This window comes from Pseudomonas sp. A-B-19 (assembly GCF_019947515.1).
In the GTDB taxonomy this organism is placed as follows: Bacteria; Pseudomonadota; Gammaproteobacteria; order Pseudomonadales; family Pseudomonadaceae; genus Aquipseudomonas.
In genome coordinates this window covers 1-17,169 of record NZ_JAGYGN010000031.1, presented here as the reverse complement: position 1 = coordinate 17,169, position 17,169 = coordinate 1, and the positions used below count along the sequence as shown (strand labels likewise).

Below are 17,169 nucleotides of genomic sequence, written 5' to 3'. Positions count from 1 at the left end.
CAACAAGAATGTGGAGAAAGACTTTTCATGAAGACCAAGATCCGTTTCGCCTCACTCGCCTTGTCCCTGATGTTCGCCAGCGGCGCTGCACTCGCTGACATGAAGATCGGCGTCAGCATGTCGCAGTTCGATGACACCTGGCTGACTTACCTGCGTGAGTCCATGGATACCAAAGCCAAGTCCTATCCCGATGGCGTCAAGCTGCAGTTCGAAGACGCGCGCAGCGACGTGGTCCGGCAGTTGAGCCAGGTAGAAAGCTTCATCAGTCAGAAGGTCGACGCCATCGTGGTCAACCCGGTGGATACTGCCGCGACCAAAAAAATCACCGAATCGGCGGTCAAGGCCGGCATTCCGCTGGTGTACGTCAATCGCCGTCCCGATGACCTGAACCTGCCCAAAGGCGTGGTCACTGTCGCCTCCAACGACCTGGAGGCCGGTCAGATGCAGATGCAATACCTGGCCGACAAAATGGGCGGCAAGGGCGACATCGTCATCCTGCTGGGCGATCTGGCGAACAACTCCACCACCAACCGTACCAAGGGCGTGAAAGAGGTGTTGGCCAAATACCCGAACATCAAGATCGAGCAAGAGCAAACCGGCATCTGGTTGCGGGACAAGGGCATGACCCTGGTCAACGACTGGCTGACCCAGGGCCGCAAGTTCGACGCAGTCGTCTCCAACAACGACGAGATGGCCATTGGCGCCGCGATGGCTCTGCAACAGGCCGGAGTGGAAAAGGGCAGTATTCTGATCGCCGGTGTCGACGGTACGCCTGACGGTTTGAACGCGGTGAAGAAGGGCTCTCTGGTCGTCTCGGTGTTTCAGGACGCCAAGGGTCAGGCAGACGGATCGATCGAGACGGCAGTGAAAATGGCCAGGAACGAGCCGGTCGAGCCGGCCGTGTGGGTGCCGTATCGCTTGATCACGCTGCAAAACGTTGATCAGTTCAAATAGCCCGTCCGTTCAATAACAACAATAAAACACGCAAGGTGGCAACCGCGACCTTGCTGATGGAGTACCTGATCATGTTCGCTTCAGCGACTGCTTCGAGCACCCCTTTGAAGGGTGTCCAGCCAACTGCAATACCTGTCGATGAGCCGTACCTGCTGGAGATCATCAACGTCAGCAAGGGTTTTCCCGGTGTGGTGGCGTTGTCCGATGTGCAACTGCGGGTGCGCCCCGGTTCCGTGCTGGCCTTGATGGGCGAGAACGGCGCCGGCAAATCCACCCTGATGAAAATCATCGCCGGCATCTACCAGCCAGACGCCGGCGAATTGCGCCTGCGGGGCAAGCCGGTGGTGTTCGACACGCCCCTGGCGGCGCTGCAGGCCGGGATCGCGATGATCCACCAGGAACTCAACCTGATGCCGCACATGAGCATCGCCGAAAACATCTGGATCGGTCGTGAGCAGCTCAACGGTTTCCACATGATCGACCACCGGGAAATGCACCGCTGCACGGCGAAACTGCTGGAGCGCCTGCGGATCAACCTTGACCCCGAAGAGCAGGTCGGCAATCTGAGCATCGCCGAACGGCAAATGGTCGAGATCGCCAAGGCCGTTTCCTACGACTCCGACATCCTGATCATGGACGAACCGACTTCGGCCATCACCGACAAGGAGGTCGCCCACCTGTTTTCGATCATCGCCGACCTGAAAAGCCAGGGCAAAGGCATCATCTACATCACCCACAAAATGAATGAAGTGTTCGCTATCGCCGATGAAGTGGCGGTGTTCCGCGATGGCGCCTACATAGGCCTGCAGCGGGCCGACAGCATGGACGGCGACAGCCTGATTTCGATGATGGTCGGTCGCGAGTTGAGCCAGTTGTTTCCGGTGCGCGAAAAGCCGATTGGCGATTTGTTGCTGTCGGTGCGCGACCTCAAGCTCGATGGCGTTTTCCAGGACGTGTCCTTCGATCTGCATGCCGGCGAGATCCTCGGCATTGCCGGGTTGATGGGCTCGGGGCGGACCAACGTCGCCGAAGCGATTTTCGGCATTACCCCGAGCGACAGTGGCGAGATTCGTCTCGATGGCGAGGTGGTGCGCATCAGCGATCCGCACATGGCGATCGAGAAGGGTTTGGCACTGTTGACCGAGGATCGCAAGCTGAGCGGCCTGTTCCCATGCCTGTCGGTGCTGGAGAACATGGAAATGGCAGTGCTGCCGCACTACGCCGGCCACGGCTTCATCCAGCAAAAAGCCCTGCGCGCCTTGTGCGAGGACATGTGCGCAAAGCTGCGGGTGAAAACCCCGTCGCTTGAGCAGTGCATCGACACCTTGTCCGGTGGCAATCAGCAGAAAGCCTTGTTGGCGCGCTGGTTGATGACCAACCCGCGAATCCTGATTCTCGACGAGCCGACCCGCGGTATCGATGTCGGCGCCAAGGCCGAGATTTACCGGCTCATCTCCTGTCTCGCCAGCGAAGGCATGGCGGTGATCATGATTTCCTCGGAGCTGCCGGAAGTGCTCGGCATGAGCGACCGGGTGATGGTCATGCACGAGGGCGACCTGATGGGCACTCTCGAGCGCAGCGAAGCGACTCAGGAACGAGTGATGCAACTGGCCTCGGGCATGTCCCAGTGTCATTAAATCAAGGGTGAGCACAATTCAAGGGTGAAAGGGGATTGTGTGGCGAGGGAGCTTGCTCCCGCTGGGCAGCGAAGCGGCCCTAAAAGAATGGGACTGCTGTGCAGTCCAGCGGGAGCAAGCTCCCTCGCCACAAGCAAGCTCCCTCGCCACATGGATTTCATTTGAAGGGTGAGTGGTTATGAACGCGATACTGGAAAACAAGCCTGCAACGGCGCCGGTCAAGAGTCGCCGGCGCTTTCCGACCGAGCTGAGCATCTTCCTGGTGCTGATTGGCATCGGCCTGGTGTTCGAAATGTTCGGCTGGATCGTACGCGACCAGAGCTTTCTGATGAACTCCCAGCGGCTGGTGCTGATGATCCTGCAAGTATCGATCATCGGCTTGCTGGCGATTGGCGTGACCCAGGTGATCATCACCACCGGCATCGACTTGTCCTCCGGCTCGGTGTTGGCGTTGTCGGCGATGATCGCCGCCAGCCTGGCCCAGACCTCGGATTTCGCCCGTGCGGTATTCCCGTCGCTGACTGACTTGCCGGTGTGGATTCCAGTGATCGTCGGGCTCGGCGTCGGGCTGCTGGCGGGGGCAATCAACGGCAGCATCATTGCCATCACCGGGATTCCACCATTCATCGCCACCTTGGGCATGATGGTCTCGGCCCGTGGCCTGGCGCGTTACTACACCGAAGGCCAGCCAGTGAGCATGCTGTCGGACTCCTACACGGCTATCGGTCACGGCGCGATGCCGGTGATCATTTTTCTGGTGGTAGCGGTGATCTTCCATATCGCGCTGCGCTACACCAAGTACGGTAAGTACACCTACGCCATCGGCGGCAACATGCAGGCGGCGCGTACGTCCGGGATCAACGTCAAACGCCATCTGGTCATCGTCTACAGCATCGCCGGGTTGCTGGCGGGACTGGCGGGCGTGGTGGCTTCGGCCCGTGCCGCCACCGGCCAGGCCGGGATGGGCATGTCCTATGAGCTGGATGCGATTGCCGCCGCGGTCATCGGTGGTACCAGCCTGGCGGGCGGGGTGGGGCGCATCACCGGCACGGTCATCGGCGCACTGATCCTCGGGGTGATGGCCAGCGGGTTCACTTTCGTGGGGGTCGATGCCTACATCCAGGACATCATCAAAGGCTTGATCATCGTGGTCGCGGTGGTCATCGACCAATACCGCAACAAACGCAAACTCAAACGCTGAATTTGACTGCAAAAACAGCGAGGGCCATTTCTGGCCCTCGCTTCGCAATACCCCCCGCAAGGCAGCCACTGCGTTTCATCGATGCCAGGCTATCAACTGGCGGATCCGGCAGCATCGTTGATGGGATCTCCGTCAGCAAACATCTGTTGAGGCATTCACCTTCTCGGTTCCGGGTAGCACGCCAGTCGTAGTCGCCTTCAGCGCTGTGATTCCCTCTGTGTTGAGTACCCTGACTTCGGCTGTTGCGTGACCACGTTCATCGATGTCAGCGATGAGCCAGTGGCAGAATGAAACGGGTCATTCAGGACAGGGCTCTTCCATTGTAATGGCGCTGGCAAGCCCTGCGGTTTGGGCTTTCGGGAAGAGGGGGGCGTGTCATGACGGCGCTCTTTTATTTCGCCAAAGGGCAGGCCGCATAACGATTCAATCGTACGGCGAATTCAGGGGGGAATATACGAGTAGGTTGCAGGCGGGTGTCTTGTGACTTTCATAACGTTTTTGTCGGTATTTCGCACAACGCAATTCACTCAACGAAAAACGCCGCTGATTCCCGACCGGGACAGCGGCGTCGTTGGTTAGTGTCGGGCGCTACTTATAGTGTTTTTCATACACGGCAACCTGCTCCGGTGTGATCAGCTGAAAGGGTACCCAGACATCCGTCTCGACCGGCTCACCCTTGATCATTTTGATGGCCGCTTGCAGCGCGGTGGCCGCCTGGGCGTTGGGGTCTTGAAAGACTGAGGCGGCCAGCATCCCGCGCTTGATCGCCGCCAGGCCGTCGGGCAGGCCGTCGATGCCGACAATCGCAATCTCGCCTTTGGTTTTGCCGGCCTGCTGCAATGCCATGGCGGCGCCGATGGCCATCTCGTCATTGTTGGCGACGATGGCATCGAAACTCGTGCCGGCCAGCAGCCAGTTGCTGGTCAGGTCCATGCCTTTGTTGCGCTGCCATTCGGCACTTTGCTGTTCGACAATCGTGATCCCCGGGTAGTCCTTGAGCACCTGTTTGACGCCCTCGGTGCGGTCGTGCGTGGAGTTTTGCGCGAGGTCGCCCATGATGATCGCGAGGGTGCCTTTGCCCCCCAGTTTTTCGGCCAGATAGCGCATTTGCAGTTGCCCGGCCTCAATGTCGTTCGATGCCACAGTGACCACGCCTTTGGGCAAGACGCGTTCGTCCGGGTGGCGGTTGACGTAGACCAATGGTGTCTGCGCGTCGACGGCGGCGCGGGTCATGTTGGCGGTGGCAGCAGTGTCCACAGGCAAGACGATGACCGCATCGACTTTCTGGTTGAGAAAGCCCTGGACTTGATTGAGCTGGCGAACCACATCGCCTTGGGCATCCTCGAACTGGATCTGGATGTTGTCCTTTTTGGCGGCTTCCTCCAGCCCACTGCGCACATAGGTCATGAAGTTGTCATCGACCCTGGCAATGCTGACACCGATGCGATAGCTGGCGGCGGCCCATTGGCTGAAGACGAGTAGCAGCGTGGCAAAAAGTAGTGTGCAGCGACGCATGATGGTTTTCCTTTTGTTGTTATAAATCGACATTCATCAAGATCGGGGGGAGGGTTGCTGGCGCGCGCAGAATCAACTTCCGGGCGCGCCGCAGGCTCCTCAATCCAGCGTGAACGCTTGCCGGAAACGTTCGAGCGCCGCTTCGCTGTCGCCGCTGGCCCAGCCCTCAAGCCCGACGACACCGGTGTATCCCATACCGAACAAGGCCTTGGCAATGGCCGGGTAATGGATTTCGCCGGTGCCCGGTTCCATGCGCCCCGGGACGTCAGCGACCTGGATTTCGCCGATGGCGTTGCCGGCGCGCTGGATCAGTTCGATCAGGTTCCCTTCGCCAATCTGCGCATGGTAAAGGTCCAGGTTCATCTTCAGATGAGGGCTGCCCACGGCCTCGATCAGCGCCAGGGTATCGTCGGCACGAGCGAACGGCGTGCCGGGGTGATCCACTTCGGTATTGAGGTTTTCCAGCAGGAACACCCGGCCGGCGTCTTCGCCCAGACGCGCGATTTTCTCCAGGGTCTTGCAGGCGCTCAACCACATGCGGCCGGTGGTGTGAGCCACGGGTTTGACTGGTAAACCCTGATCGCCCAGGCCCGTGCCATGCAGGTTGAGGCTTGGGCAATTCAGTTGGGCGGCAACGGCCAGCGATTCCCGTGCGCTGTCGAGCAGGTGCTGGATGTCCTCGGGGTCGGTCAAGTTGCCCGAGATGTAGCCAGTCATGGAGGTGAAGTCAGCGCCGGTGGCGACCAGGGCCGGAATGTCTTTACTCGTCCAGCCCCAGATTTCGGCGCTGAAGCCCAGTTCATGAATGCGTTTGACCCGTTCGGTGAACGGCAGGTCGAGGAACACCATTTCGGCGCTGATCGCCAGTTTGAACGGCGTGAAACTCATGGACGACCTCCTTGCACACGCACCGGTTTGCCCTGCTGGAAGGACTCGATACAGGCGCGGGCAATGGCCAGTGCCGCGCGGGCATCCTCACCGCTGGCGAGTGGTTTTTCTCCGGTGCGCAGGCAGTCGACAAAGTGGTTGAGCTCCGCCACATACGCGTCACGCAACAGGTCGGTGTCCAAACGCTGGGTGTCGGCCTGGATGCCATTGGCCAGGTAGCGAACCAGGTCAGAGTCATTGACGCTGCCCATGCTCAGCATGCCAGCGCTGCCGAACACTTCGCCCCGAACGTCGTAGCCATAGACCGCCTGGAAATTCGCCTCGGCGGTGGCGATGGCGCCGTTGTCGAAACGGATCGTGACCACGGCGGTGTCCAGAAACCCTTTATTCTTGTAGTCCGGCGCGATCAGGGCATCGGCCATGACAAACACCTCGACCGCTTCGGCTCCGGGATTGAGGTAGCGCAGGGTATCGAAGTCATGGATCAGGGTTTCGAGGAAAATCACCCACTGCGGCGAAGCGGCGGGATTGTTCAGTGCCGGATCGCGCGTCAGCGAGCGCAGCAGTTGCGGGGTACCGATACGTCCGGCGACCACGTCCAGGTGAGCCGCGCGGAAGCTTTTGGCAAAGCGGCGGTTGAAGCCTACCTGCAGCGTCACTCGCGCATCGGCAGCCGCAGCGATGGCGCGGTCGGCTTCGTCCAGGGTAATGGCCATGGGTTTTTCACAAAACACCCCTTTGCCGGCCCTTGCTGCGCTAACCACCAATTCGGCATGGCTGCGGGCCGGGGCAGCGATCAACACACCGTCGATTTGCGGGTCATCGAGCAATTGCTGTGGATCGGTGTAGACCCGCTGTACACCCAACTCTGTGGCGAGGCGAGCAGCCTGGCCAGGTGTCGGGTCGGCGATAGCGGCCAGGCAGGCACCGGGAATGTGTCGGGCCGCGGTCTGACCGTGGAAGCTGCCCATACGGCCAGCGCCGATGAGACCCAGGCGGATGATCTTGGATGCACTCATGAAATTTATCCCTTTTATTGTTGTTCAACGACTCGACAGCAGGAATGTCCTTGCTGGTAAAAAGCAGGGAGCAAAGGCTGTGCCAATACTTAACACGTTGATTTATAAAGATTTAATAATATAAATTTGAATTAAGTGTTCATTCTGATGACATGTCTATACTGACATGTCGAAAATATGAACATAGGGACGCAGAGTGAACCCACAGCCGATGGCCTTTAGCGCGCAAGACCTGGATTACATCGCCGCAATCGGGCCTGCGTCGTTGAGCGAAGGACCGATCGCAGAGCTGGAACAGGCCTGGCTGGCGTGTCTGAGGGGAAGTATCGATCGACCCGCCGGGGTCCGGCAGGTGATTTGGGACTCCTGGCTGCGCAGCGTCGGTGCTGGCCTCAACCCTGAGGATGGTGCGTACCGGTTTGTCGACCCTGCCGATCTGGCCGCGACGCTGGCAGCCAATCGCGCGTTGATCGCAGCGGCAGCGCAGGTCATGCGCGGATTGCTGGCGTACAACCCCAGGGGGCATATCAACCTGACCGATGCCCAGGGAACGATGCTGTATTCCTGCGGCCTCGATCTCACACCGGTGGGCAGCCAACTGCTGGAGTCGGTGCAGGGCACCAACTGCACTGGGCTGGCGCTTGCCGAAGACCGATTGATGTATGTGCTGGCCGAGGAAAACTTCGGTGTCGACCTGCGTCGGCGGCGCATGCATTGTGCCGCCGCGCCGATCCGTAATGCCCAGGGTCGGACGCTGGCCATGCTGACCCTGACCGCAGAGCCCGGCTGGTTTCATTTCCATACGCTGGGCACCGTCCAGGCCGCAGCCGAAGCGGTTTCGCGGCAGATGGCGCTGCAGGCCTTGCTGGAAGAACAACAAACCGTGCTTGAGGTGCTGAACGAAGGACTGGTGGTGCTGGATGAGCGCGGCTGTATCAAGGCGCTCAATCGCTATGCCCGGCAATTGTTTCGCGTGGGCCTGGATTTGCTGGGCAGTCCGTTCCAGCGACTGGGCCGGAGCGAGTTGACCGATGAGGTACTGCTGTGCGGCCGGGAAAGGCAGCAGTATGAAGGGATCAGAGATCTGGATTGCACCTTTGAATTGCATGATCGCAGTCAGCTGGCGTGCCTGGTGTCCGTGTGTTCACTGGAGCAAGGCGGGCGCATCGTTTCGTTGCGGGAGAACCGACGCATCCGGGAAATTACCCGGCGGATCATCGGCACTCAGGCCAGCTACACCTTCGAAACCATCCAGGGCAGTTCGCGCGCCATTCAAGACGCATTGCACCTGGGACGAATCGCCAGTCGCAGTGACTCGACCACACTGATCCTGGGCGAAAGCGGCACCGGCAAGGAGTTGTTCGCCCAGGCGATTCATAACGGCAGTGACCGGTGCGGTGGTCCGTTTGTGGCGGTCAATTGCGGGGCCATTCCGCGAGATCTGGTGCAGAGCGAATTGTTCGGGCATGTCGAGGGCGCCTTCACCGGGTCGGCCCGCGGCGGTTCGGCCGGTAAGTTCGAATTGGCCGATGGCGGAACGATCTTCCTCGACGAAATCGGTGACATGTCTTTTGATGCCCAGGTCAGCCTGCTGCGGGTCTTGCAAGAAGGCGAGGTGACGCGGGTGGGCGCAAAGCAATCCCGGCAGGTGAATGTGCGCATCATCGCGGCCACCCACCGCAACTTGAGTCAGGCAGTGGCCGATGGCGCGTTCCGTGAGGATCTGTACTACCGGCTCAACGTACTGAGCCTGACGGTTCCACCACTGCGGATGCGCCGCGAGGATGTGCCCTTGCTGGCGCAACATTTTCTTGGTCGTTGCGCACGCTCGCTGCGCAAATCGGTGCAGGGCATCTCGCCGCAGGCGCTGGATATTCTTTGCGCCTACCACTGGCCAGGCAATGTTCGCGAGCTGGAAAACACCATTGAACGGGCGGCCAATCTGGCAGTGACCGAACTGATCCTGCCCGAAGACCTGCCGCATGAAATCAAGCAAAGACTGCGGCGTTCGGCGCCGGGAAACGTGCCTGAGCCTCGGGCGGCCAGGGACCTCGGCACCCATGAAATGAACGCGATCATCACGGCCCTCAGGGATACCCGCGGCAACATCCGCCTGGCCGCCAGACAGCTGAACGTTTCCCGTGGCGGGCTGTACAACAAGATGAACCGGTTTGGGTTGAGTGCCGATGCTTTTCGTGCGAACCCTGACCTGGGTTGAGTTGACTGAAACACGACCCTGTGGCGAGGGAGCCAGCTCCCTCGCCACAGGGATTCGGTCAGACCAACCCCGCCCCCATCAACACTCCTCCAACGCCAGCACATCCGGGTGGCAATTTCCATTGCTGTATCGCTGGTGGTCGGCACGCCAGGATCGAACCAATCTGGAGCCTCCCGCACACATTGCGGCTCAGGCGCTGGCGTTCCAGAGCAGCCTGAAGCAATTGCTGACGACTCGGCAGGCTGTCTGTTCAAGATGTGGCTCGGCTGATACACAGCGTATCAATGAGCGACGCCCTTATTTCCGTTGCCGTGGATGCTCAAGCAGCTTGAGTTTGCTCCGAGGAACACTGTTTTCCCGACTGGGTTATCCAGAACACCGGCTGACTTTTGCCCAAGGGTTGATCAATGGCGAAAGTGTGATTGATTTACAGCGGCGTACAGGGCTTTGCGTGCAAGCGTGCAAACGCTGGAAAGTGCGTTTCTTGCTGATTTTCGAACATCCAGGCCTTCGGTGCTACAAGCGCCGCCGCGTTTTTTTGAGTGTTCGGCTGGCATCCCTGGCAGTCAGCGACTCGAGATTTTTGTAAAAATACCGCGTCGCGTTGAATCAGCCACGCTGATCGGGACGGCTACTCCAATAGCATCAGTTGGCCAACATCACCCGCTTGAATTTTGCTTTCGAAAGCTGCGAGCCGTAATTTCTAAGTGGAGTCTCCACGAGCTGGTAGGAAAACTCTGCAGTCACTCCAGTTAGTACTAGTGCGATGAGGGTGGCAAATATTTTATCAGTTTCAAGTGTGAGGTCCGTATACCCTGACTGAAGGCATATTTCTCTTACAACTGCAAATATAGGGTTGTGAACAAGATAGATGGAGTAAGAACGCGATCCGATGTAGATGGCGATCTTTCGGAGATGGCCATGTGAGCCTGTAAGGTTTAGATTTCCCGAGCACAGGAGCGCAACCAGGCTTGAAGTGATCGCGACAAGTCCCATGTAGTAGGGAGACCAGCCGATTTTTGCTGTGATGATGGGTAGGGGGATGCAGATCAATAATGCAAGTTGTAATGTTTTTTTCTTGTTGGCAGAGAGAATACTTGATATCCGCTGTGGGTAGTAATGCCAGGCCAGCGCGATTAGGGTGCCGTAAAGCAATGCGTCACTTCGAATGAACCAAAGCAATGTACCCCACGGACGTATCTGTGTGGAATGGTAAATTGCCACTGCAAGAAAAGGGATGATTAATAATTTGCGATTAGGGATGAAGAACAGAATGATGGGGAGAATTACATAGAACTGTTCTTCTAGCGACAAGCTCCAGTAGTGCCATAGTGGAGTTGCGCTGTTTGAGTTTTGAGTGTACCAGATGTATATGTTTTGGACGTTCAACATGCCGAATGCCCAGGAATTTACCATGTTCTCTTGTGAGCCAAATGTCCTGGAAACGTCAAAGGTAAATGAAATTGCCAGCGTTATGGTCGACCAGAAAATTGCAGCGGGCCACAATCGAAATAACCGCCTTGTCCAAAAAGATCCGGCAAAACGCAGGAATTGATCTTGCTGGTTTACTGTTTTTATCAACGATGTCGTTATAAGGAATCCGGAAATGCAGAAGAATAAATCTACCCCGCCACCCAGCCAGAAATAGGAAGTCCATTTAAACCAATCCGGATTTAAAAGACCGAGATGGGCAACGAAAGTAATAGCGATGGCATAGGCACGCAAAACTTCGATGTCCAGATTCTTTGTTTCGCTAACGGAGGGTGTCATGCGCTACCTGCGAATCAAGAAAGTTTTATTTTTTTTGGCGCGCAATTCTATAAGCTAAGCCACGCGCTGTCGATAACTCGGTGGCCAGTCGTTTTTCTTCAGGACGATCCACATTCGAATCTCCCCAGGACATATCACTTTTTCAGCGATTTACTGCCGGCAGGAACATGCAGGTAAGACATCACGCTTTCGGTCAATTCTGTCGCCAGCTTGACGGCTTCTTTATTGCGGGCCATCACACCCGCCACCAATCCTTCGATCAAGGCGAGCACGGCGATGTTGGAGCTGGTCATGACCGGATGGTCGGCGGGGGCAAATAGCACGTGTTCGGCAATGCTGGCGAGAGGCGATGCGGGAGAGTCGGTGATTGCCAGCACCGAGGCGCCGCGCTCATTGGCAAAACGCGCGAGTTGCAGGGTGTCGAGGGAATAGCGCGGCAAGGAGATCGCCAGCAATACATCCTGATCGGTGATTGCGGCCAGGCGGTAAGCGGCGTTTTCGTTGCCGCCTTCCATGCTGATGGCGGTGGCGTCCGCACAGAAGGGCATCAGGGTCGAGGCGGCCAGGCCGGCGAAGTAGACGCTGTTGCCAAAGCCGAGGATGTAGATTTTACGCGCCTCGGTCAGGCGGGTGACGAACGCTTCAAAGGCATCTTCATGGTTGTTGGTCGCCGCCGTGGCGAGGTGGCGGTTTCATGAGCCATTTCTTCGATGCCCAGCGTCGCAGCCCTTAGCGTCGATCCAGCCAAACCGTCTGTGCATTACAGAATTCGCGCACCCCGAAATGCGAGAGCTCACGGCCAAAGCCACTCTTCTTCACGCCACCAAAACTGACACGGGGATCGCTGGCGCTATAACCGTTGATGAACACGCCACCGGTTTCAAGTTCGCCGGCCATCTGTCGGGCGAGTTCGATATTGCGCGTGAAGAGGGTGGCGGTGAGGCCGAACTCGCTGTCATTGGCCAGCTCCAGCGCATGGGCTGCGTCTCGGGCCGTGATGATTGAAGCCACAGGACCAAACAATTCCTGTTTGAATGATGTCATCTGATCGGTCACGTCGCCGAGTACCGTAGGCTCATAGTAATTGCCGGGGCCTTCAGCCTTCTTTCCACCCATCAGCAGCGTCGCGCCTTCTTCCAGGGTGTCGCGCACCTGTTGATCCAGTTCGTCGCGCAGGTCGAAGCGAGCCATCGGGCCGATGTAGGTGTTGGTGGCGAGTGGATCACCGACGACCAGTTGCCGGGTGGCCGCGACGAACTTGCGGGTGAATTCCTCGACGATGCCTTGCTCGACAATCAGGCGTTTGGCGGCGGCGCAGACTTGCCCGGTGTTTTGATAACGTCCGATCACCGCGGCTTTTACCGCTTCGTCGAGGTCTGCGTCGTCGAGCACAATGAATGGGTCGGAGCCACCCAGTTCCAATACACATTTCTTCAGTGCCGCTCCAGCCTGAGCACCGATGGCCATGCCCGCCCGCACGCTACCGGTGAGGGTGACCGCCGCGATACGTGGATCGGCGATCGCCCTGGATACTCCCTCCGGCGTGACATTGATGACCTCGAATACACCTTCAGGAAAGTCCGCTTGCTTGACGGCTTCCAGCAGCAGGTAGGCACTGCCCATGACGTTTGGCGCGTGCTTGAGCACGAAGGTATTGCCGGCGAGTAGCGTGGGGACCGCGCCGCGCAGGACTTGCCAGACGGGGAAGTTCCACGGCATGACGGCCAGAATCGGGCCGAGCGGGCGATATTCAATGCGTGCCTTGCCGCCTTCAACCAGGGTCGGTTCCGGGCTCAGCATGGCGGGGCCATGTTCGGCGTACCAATCGCAGAGCTGCGCACATTTTTCAATTTCACCGCGGGCCTGAGCAATCGGCTTGCCCATTTCCTGGGTGATCATATTTGCCATGGCCTGCGCATTGTTGCGCAAGGCCCGGCCGAGGTTGATCAGAAGCTGCGCGCGCTGCTCAACCGGTTTGCGGCGCCAGGTGCGAAACCCGGTAGCGGCTCGTGTCAGTGCTGCCTCTAATGCCGAGTCGGATTCGAAAGGGTATTGGCCGATCTGCTGACCCGTAGTCGGGTTGATCGAAATGGCATGGGTAAGGCTGGATACGTTGGTCATGGCACCGTCCTGCGGGGTAGGAATGCGCTCAGGTTATGGGGGTATATGTTTTATGGAAACTGAATAATACTGAGCATAATGTTCACGTTTGGAGAATGATTTGGATCTGGTTCAGCTCGAAATTTTCAAGGCTGTCGCCGAGCACGGCAGCATCAGCGTGGCCGCCCAGCATATCCACCGGGTGCCATCGAATCTCACAACCCGAATCAAGCAGCTCGAGCTGGACCTGGGTGTGGACCTGTTTATCCGCGAGAAGAGTCGTCTGCGCCTGTCGCCGGCCGGCTGGAGCTTTCTGGATTACGCTCGGCGTATCCTCGACCTGGTTCAGGAGGCGCGTGCCACCGTGGCAGGTGAAGAACCCCAGGGAGCCTTCGCCCTGGGCTCGCTGGAAAGTACGGCAGCGGTACGCATTCCAGAGCTATTGGCCGCCTATAACCAGAGGTACGCCAAGGTTGAACTGGACCTGTCCACCGGCCCCTCCGGCACCATGATCGATGGGGTGCTGTCGGGGCGGCTGGCCGCGGCATTCGTCGATGGTCCGGTGTTGCATCCGGCGCTGGAGGGCGTGCCTGCTTTCGAAGAGGAAATGGTCCTGATCGCACCGCTCAACCATGCGCCGATTCATCGGGCCAAGGATGTGAATGGCGAAAACATCTATGCCTTTCGCTCCAACTGCTCCTATCGCCATCATTTCGAAAGCTGGTTCGCCAATGGTGCGGCGGTGCCCGGCAAGATTTTCGAAATGGAGTCCTATCACGGCATGCTGGCCTGCGTCAGCGCCGGTGCCGGCCTGGCGCTGATGCCTCGCAGCATGCTCGAAAGCATGCCTGGATGTTCGACGGTCAGCGTCTGGCCGTTGTCGGAGTCGTTCCGCTATCTGCGCACCTGGCTGGTGTGGCGCAGGGGGACGGTGTCGCAGAGCCTGACGATGTTTGTGCGTTTGCTTGAGGAACGCGGGGTGGTGTTGGTTGAAAAATAGTGGAAAGTTAACGGTCTGCGCTGAAAAACCGGATAATGGCGGCCAAATCGTATAGCTCGTTATTCTGGTAAGCACGCATGGAAATCAAGGTCAACTTTCTCGACAACCTTCGACTTGAGGCCAAGTTCGACGACTTCACGGTGATTGCCGATCAACCCATTCGCTACAAGGGCGATGGTTCGGCACCGGGGCCGTTCGATTACTTCCTGGCTTCGTCGGCGTTGTGCGCGGCGTACTTCGTGAAGTTGTACTGCGAGACTCGCAATATCCCCACCGAAAATATCCGCCTGTCGCAGAACAACATCGTTGATCCGGAAAACCGCTACAACCAGATTTTCAAGATTCAGGTCGAATTGCCGGCGGACATCTCCGCCAAGGACCGTCAGGGGATCTTGCGCTCCATCGACCGTTGTACGGTAAAGAAGGTGGTGCAAACCGGGCCTGAGTTCGTGATTGAAGAGGTCGAAAACCTCGACGCCGATGCCCAGGCATTGCTGATGCCGCATTCGACTGGCGAAGCGGGCACCTGCATTGTGGGCAAGGATCTGCCGCTGGAGCAAACCATCGCCAACATGTCGGGCATCCTGGCCGACCTGGGCATGAAGATTGAAATCGCTTCGTGGCGCAATATCGTGCCCAATGTGTGGTCGCTGCACATCCGCGATGCGCACTCGCCAATGTGTTTTACCAACGGCAAGGGAGCAACGAAGGAAGGCGCGCTGGCATCGGCACTGGGCGAGTTTATCGAGCGGCTCAACTGCAACTTCTTCTACAACGATCAGTTCTGGGGCGAGGACATCGCCAATGCGGCGTTTGTACATTACCCGGACGAACGCTGGTTCAAGCCTGGCCCGAAGGACGAGTTGCCGACTGAAATCCTCGACGAGTACTGCCTCAAGGTTTACGACCGGGACGGCGAGTTGCGTGGTTCGCATCTGTACGACACCAACTCCGGCAACACTCAACGTGGCATTTGCTCACTGCCTTTTGTGCGCCAGTCGGACAATGAGGTGGTGTACTTCCCGTCCAACCTGATCGAAAACCTGTTCCTGAGCAATGGCATGAGCGCCGGCAACACCCTGGCCGAAGCCCAGGTGCAGTGCCTTTCGGAGATCTTCGAGCGCGCGGTCAAGCGCGAAATCCTCGAAGGCGAAATGTCCTTGCCGGATGTGCCGCAGCAAGTGCTGGCGAAATACCCGAGTATTCTGGCGGGTATCCAGGCCCTGGAAGAGCAGGGCTTCCCGGTGCTGGTCAAGGATGCATCGCTGGGCGGGGAGTTCCCGGTGATGTGCGTGACCTTGATGAACCCGCGTACCGGTGGCGTGTTTGCTTCGTTCGGCGCGCACCCAAGCCTGGAAGTGGCGCTGGAACGCAGCCTGACGGAGCTGCTGCAAGGCCGCAGTTTCGAAGGCCTGAACGATCTGCCTCAGCCGACCTTCGAAGGTCAGGCGGTGACTGAGCCGAACAACTTCGTCGAGCACTTTATCGATTCCAGCGGTGTGGTCTCGTGGCGCTTCTTCAGTGCCAAACCGGATTTCGAATTCGTTGAGTGGGATTTCTCCGGTCAAGGCGAAAACTCCAATGTCGAAGAGGCCGCGACGTTGTTCGGCATTCTCGAAGACATGGGCAAAGAAGTGTACATGGCGGTCTATGAGCACATCGGCGCCAAGGCCTGCCGCATTCTGGTGCCGGATTACTCGGAAATTTACCCGGTAGAAGATTTGATCTGGGATAACACCAACAAGGCGCTGCAGTTCCGCGCCGACATCCTCAATTTGCACAGCCTGAGCAAGGTCGGCCTGAGATCGCTGGCCCAGGGGCTGGAAAGCAGCGAGCTGGATGATTACACCGACATCACCACCCTGATCGGCATCGAGTTCGACGACAACACGCCTTGGGGCAAGTTGACGATCCTGGAGCTGAGGCTGCTGATCTGTCTCGCCTTGCAGAAGTTTGACCAGGCCAAGGATCTGGTGGAAGCCTTCTTGCAATACAACGACAACACCGTCGAGCGCGGCTTGTTTTATCAAGCCGTGAACGTCGTGCTGGAAATGCAGCTGGACGATGATCTGGAACTGAGCGACTACGAGGTCAACTTCCGCCGGATGTTCGGCAACGAGCGGATGGATGCGGCGATAGGGTCCGTGGATGGCAGCGTACGTTTCTACGGTCTGACGCCGACGAGCATGAAGCTGGAAGGGCTCGACAGGCACCTTCGCCTGGTCGACAGCTACAAGAAGCTGCACATGGCGCGGGCGCGGGTGGCGGCCTTGTCCAGCTGAGAGTGATAACAAAAAAGCACCTTGGGTAATGCCGATCAGTTAAGGACTCTGTAGGAGCAAGCTCGCTCCTACAGTGATTCCCTTTCGCTTAACTGATCGGCATTAAGCACCTTGGGTGCTTTTTTGTTTTTTGGCCATGGCATGGGCTGTGGCTGTTTATGAGGAAGCTCTTCTATATAGAAGGGCGTTCTGGTCCTTCTATGTAGGCGTCCTTTGGGGCGATTTGCAGGTTGTTGATAGAAAACCCGAATCAGTGCTTGACGGCAGATTATAGATGTCTATAATTCGCCCCACTTCCGGCGCAGTCGAAACGGAAAACTCCTTGGTAAACAACGAGTTACGCAGTTTTCGGCAGCAGGTTGCTTCAGTTCATCGAAGCCAGAAGGAAGTTGAAAAAGAGGTGTTGACAGCAGCGAGTAACGCTGTAGAATTCGCCTCCCGCTGACGAGAGATCGGAGGCGCAAGTGGTTGAAGTTGAAAAGGAAACTTGGAAAACTTCAGAAAATAATCACTTGACAGCAAATGAGGCTGCTGTAGAATGCGCGCCTCGGTTGAGACGAAAGCTCTTAACCAACCGCTCTTTAA

General features: G+C 57.9%; 11 protein-coding genes and 2 pseudogenes. 6 read left to right on the top strand and 7 right to left on the bottom strand.

The window, feature by feature from the left end:
• The first annotated feature begins 27 nt into the window (after window positions 1-27).
• The 3 genes from KGA81_RS25530 (at window position 28) to KGA81_RS25520 (ending at window position 3,792) form a co-directional block, all read left to right on the top strand.
• Window positions 28-954, top strand: coding sequence for a sugar ABC transporter substrate-binding protein (locus KGA81_RS25530; protein WP_223549649.1), 927 nt, complete (start codon window positions 28-30; stop codon window positions 952-954).
• Between the two features lie 71 nt (window positions 955-1,025).
• On the top strand, window positions 1,026-2,591 hold the full coding sequence (locus KGA81_RS25525; protein ID WP_223549647.1) for a sugar ABC transporter ATP-binding protein: 1,566 nt from the start codon (window positions 1,026-1,028) through the stop codon (window positions 2,589-2,591).
• A gap of 178 nt (window positions 2,592-2,769) precedes the next feature.
• A complete protein-coding gene (locus KGA81_RS25520) occupies window positions 2,770-3,792 on the top strand; it encodes an ABC transporter permease (RefSeq protein ID WP_057396421.1) in 1,023 nt (340 codons plus the stop codon).
• A gap of 588 nt (window positions 3,793-4,380) precedes the next feature.
• On the opposite strand, the gene KGA81_RS25510 is transcribed toward KGA81_RS25520, so the two are convergent.
• The 3 genes from KGA81_RS25510 to KGA81_RS25500 form a co-directional block, all read right to left on the bottom strand.
• Complete coding sequence (locus KGA81_RS25510; protein WP_223549645.1) at window positions 4,381-5,307, bottom strand: sugar ABC transporter substrate-binding protein; 927 nt, start codon at window positions 5,305-5,307, stop codon at window positions 4,381-4,383.
• A 99-nt stretch (window positions 5,308-5,406) separates the two neighbouring features.
• Entirely contained in the window at window positions 5,407-6,195 is a 789-nt protein-coding gene (locus KGA81_RS25505; RefSeq protein WP_223549643.1) for a TIM barrel protein, read from the bottom strand.
• Window positions 6,192-7,214, bottom strand: a complete 1,023-nt coding sequence (locus KGA81_RS25500; protein ID WP_223549641.1) for a Gfo/Idh/MocA family oxidoreductase — start codon at window positions 7,212-7,214, stop codon at window positions 6,192-6,194. Before KGA81_RS25500 ends, KGA81_RS25505 begins: the two co-directional genes overlap by 4 nt.
• A 211-nt stretch (window positions 7,215-7,425) precedes the next feature.
• Here KGA81_RS25500 and KGA81_RS25495 point away from each other — a divergent pair, with 211 nt between their 5' ends.
• A complete protein-coding gene (locus KGA81_RS25495) occupies window positions 7,426-9,432 on the top strand; it encodes a sigma-54 interaction domain-containing protein (protein ID WP_223549716.1) in 2,007 nt (668 codons plus the stop codon).
• A 645-nt stretch (window positions 9,433-10,077) separates the two neighbouring features.
• On the opposite strand, the gene KGA81_RS25490 is transcribed toward KGA81_RS25495, so the two are convergent.
• The 3 genes and pseudogenes from KGA81_RS25490 to KGA81_RS25480 all read right to left on the bottom strand — a co-directional run bounded on the left by KGA81_RS25490 (window position 10,078) and on the right by KGA81_RS25480 (window position 13,323).
• Window positions 10,078-11,202 (bottom strand): acyltransferase family protein, encoded by a 1,125-nt coding sequence (locus KGA81_RS25490; protein ID WP_223549639.1) that lies wholly within the window; start codon window positions 11,200-11,202, stop codon window positions 10,078-10,080.
• A 134-nt stretch (window positions 11,203-11,336) separates the two neighbouring features.
• Window positions 11,337-11,888, bottom strand: a pseudogene (locus KGA81_RS25485) (MurR/RpiR family transcriptional regulator); the annotation flags it as partial.
• 43 nt (window positions 11,889-11,931) lie between these two features.
• Window positions 11,932-13,323 (bottom strand): aldehyde dehydrogenase family protein, encoded by a 1,392-nt coding sequence (locus tag KGA81_RS25480; RefSeq protein WP_223549637.1) that lies wholly within the window; start codon window positions 13,321-13,323, stop codon window positions 11,932-11,934.
• Window positions 13,324-13,423: 100 nt separating this feature from the next.
• Here KGA81_RS25480 and ptrR point away from each other — a divergent pair, with 100 nt between their 5' ends.
• Complete coding sequence (gene ptrR / locus KGA81_RS25475) at window positions 13,424-14,302, top strand: putrescine utilization regulator PtrR (protein ID WP_223549635.1); 879 nt, start codon at window positions 13,424-13,426, stop codon at window positions 14,300-14,302.
• 77 nt (window positions 14,303-14,379) lie between these two features.
• Window positions 14,380-16,584 carry an OsmC domain/YcaO domain-containing protein gene (locus KGA81_RS25470; RefSeq protein WP_223549633.1) on the top strand — a complete coding sequence of 735 codons (2,205 nt, stop codon included), beginning with the start codon at window positions 14,380-14,382 and terminating at the stop codon, window positions 16,582-16,584.
• A 369-nt stretch (window positions 16,585-16,953) separates the two neighbouring features.
• Here KGA81_RS25470 and KGA81_RS25465 read toward each other — a convergent pair.
• Window positions 16,954-17,169, bottom strand: a pseudogene (locus tag KGA81_RS25465) (hypothetical protein); the annotation flags it as partial.